The sequence below is a fragment of the Colwellia sp. MB3u-8 genome, from assembly GCF_014076985.1.
Taxonomy (GTDB): domain Bacteria; phylum Pseudomonadota; class Gammaproteobacteria; order Enterobacterales; family Alteromonadaceae; genus Cognaticolwellia.
Map to the genome: position 1 here is coordinate 1 of NZ_JACGVA010000021.1, position 2,073 is coordinate 2,073.

Sequence of the window (2,073 nt, forward strand, 5' to 3'; positions counted from 1 at the left end):
GCGAAAGGCGAAAACTGGGTTGGGCAAAAAGGAAGCTAGATTGAACGGCACTTCCATTGCCAAACCAAAGAATTGAACCAAACGCAAAACTATGCGATTTGCACTAAACGATAAATAAAATCATTTGATTTAGTGCGGACAACTAACGCCCTGTTAACAGGCAATAAAATAGTTGGTTAAAATTAGCGACGAAGGAGCAAAAACCAACTGTTTTTTGTCCTTGTTTAACAGCTTGTTATGTTTACTTTACACTTGCTTTATGTCTAGCTACCGCTTCCTCTAAACCCACCGGTTTAGTTATAGGAGGATGAACGATTTCAGCCACATTCATAACTACTTCTCTAAGTTCTTCGGCTAAAAATATAATGTCATTTCCTACTGATTTGATCGCATCTTCTTCATGGACGTATCTAGCATGAAAGAAAACATCTTTATGCTTTTTAAGTAAATCAGGTAAATGTGACTTTGAATTAATCAATTTGTATTGATCACATAACAAAGTTTGTAAATGGTCTGGTATTTTTTTATAAAGAGCAAATAGATCATGCCCACGTTCAGTTTTCTTATATCCTATATAAGCGTGTTCGCCAATTGAAACGCGCACTTTTTCTGAAAGAAATGATTTCAAATAAATTTCAATAGCAAGAGCAGCATTTATTGCACCGCCCCATATTTTTCTATGTTGATTACACAAAGAAGCAACTTCTTGGTACTCATTTGCCGTTCTCCAAACTCGGATATCTGGAATATTATGCATAATACCTCCTGTAAACATAACGCCTCAATAAGAGGCTAAAAATTGTTGGCTAAAATCAGCGAGGCACGAGCACGGCCAACTGTTTTTAGTCCTTTTGATTGCCTTGTTAGCAGCGCTGTTTGCTACTCACCGTTTGTCTTTTTATTGTGTTTAATACGCCATTTATCAAATTCTTCTTGAAAAGATGAACCTGATTTTGCGGCATAGAACCTACTTGCTGATATTATGATTAAAAGGACAGCTATAATAATATTAAAAACTGAACCGTCAACAACACCTATATACAGAAGAAATACCGCTACAACAGCCATAAATATTTGGGCAAACATAAAACCTCCTTGTTATAAATACACTTGATTATTGAGAATAAACTGCAGACTTTGTAAGCCTGCTAACGCCCAATTAACGGGCAAAAAATTGTTGGCTAAAATAGCAACGAAGGAGCAAAAGCCAACTATTTTTTGTCCTTGTTGAATTGCTTGTTATATTTTTAATTACTCAGGCTGTTTTGCTTTTTTTGCTTAAACCATTTGGTGATACTTTTAAGCATATTATCAAAAGTATATATGCAAACTGAAAACAGAACTAATATTGCAAATGAAAATTTATCGAATGAAAAAACATTCGCTTTTGTTGCATCTATACCAGAAAGCTCAAGTAACGCTATTGATAAAGATATTGAGATTAAATATTTTATAAATATCCAATAAATACTTTCAGTTTTCGACTCATCCATAATTAAAACTCCTTAATTTGATAAAATATAACGCCCAAATAACAGGCTAAGTAATAGTTGGCTAAAATTGTGTAGCGAAGCGAAACGTAGCCAACTGTTACGTGTCCTTGTTGATTTTCTTGTTATGTGTTGATGCTTTGTAAGTGAGTGTTTAAACGCCAAAACAGTAAAATTTCTACAGATACAGACAATACAACAATAAACCATGCTTGTGCGAATTCAAGTGACAAACCAGCTCCTTCAGCGATCCCCATAACAAGACCTATAACAATGGAAAGAGTAAAAAATTTAACCGAAAGAGGAAATGATAAGGCGGTCATTTTTGATATATAATTACCAACATTATTATCGTTAGCTTTGTGAGTATTAAAAGTAACACTAACTCCAAAAATAATAATTCCTATCATCAATATTGCTTCTATAAGAACAGAGGTAATATTTTCTCTAGGACTTAACGGTGTTTTTCAAGACAGTTGTCGCCTAAATGGTTAAGCAGCTTCTTTGTGTTGCTCTGGATTTAACTCCACAGCACCTATTGGCTGCCAGTTTCGCTCTTCTTTTGACCATCGTTCTGGATGCT

At 34.6% G+C, this 2,073-nt stretch carries 4 protein-coding genes; all 4 read right to left on the reverse strand.

All coding sequences use genetic code 11. The features are described 5' to 3' along the window. Positions 1-241: 241 nt before the first annotated feature. On the reverse strand, positions 242-757 hold the full coding sequence (locus H4J54_RS00145; RefSeq protein WP_182188832.1) for a hypothetical protein: 516 nt from the start codon (positions 755-757) through the stop codon (positions 242-244). Positions 758-879: 122 nt separating this feature from the next. After that, positions 880-1,086 (reverse strand): hypothetical protein, encoded by a 207-nt coding sequence (locus H4J54_RS00150; RefSeq protein WP_182188833.1) that lies wholly within the window; start codon positions 1,084-1,086, stop codon positions 880-882. Positions 1,087-1,247: 161 nt separating this feature from the next. After that, complete coding sequence (locus H4J54_RS00155) at positions 1,248-1,493, reverse strand: hypothetical protein (RefSeq protein WP_182188834.1); 246 nt, start codon at positions 1,491-1,493, stop codon at positions 1,248-1,250. Between the two features lie 122 nt (positions 1,494-1,615). Continuing rightward, complete coding sequence (locus tag H4J54_RS00160) at positions 1,616-1,900, reverse strand: hypothetical protein (protein ID WP_182188835.1); 285 nt, start codon at positions 1,898-1,900, stop codon at positions 1,616-1,618. Positions 1,901-2,073: the final 173 nt, after the last annotated feature.

What these genes read in the sequence shown, in the direction of transcription:
- H4J54_RS00150 (WP_182188833.1), bottom strand. Translation starts at nt 1,086, where the DNA reads ATGTTTGCCCAAATATTTATGGCTGTTGTAGCGGTATTTCTTCTGTAT.
- H4J54_RS00160 (WP_182188835.1), bottom strand. Translation starts at nt 1,900, where the DNA reads ATGATAGGAATTATTATTTTTGGAGTTAGTGTTACTTTTAATACTCAC.
- H4J54_RS00155 (WP_182188834.1), bottom strand. Translation starts at nt 1,493, where the DNA reads ATGGATGAGTCGAAAACTGAAAGTATTTATTGGATATTTATAAAATAT.
- H4J54_RS00145 (WP_182188832.1), bottom strand. Translation starts at nt 757, where the DNA reads ATGCATAATATTCCAGATATCCGAGTTTGGAGAACGGCAAATGAGTAC.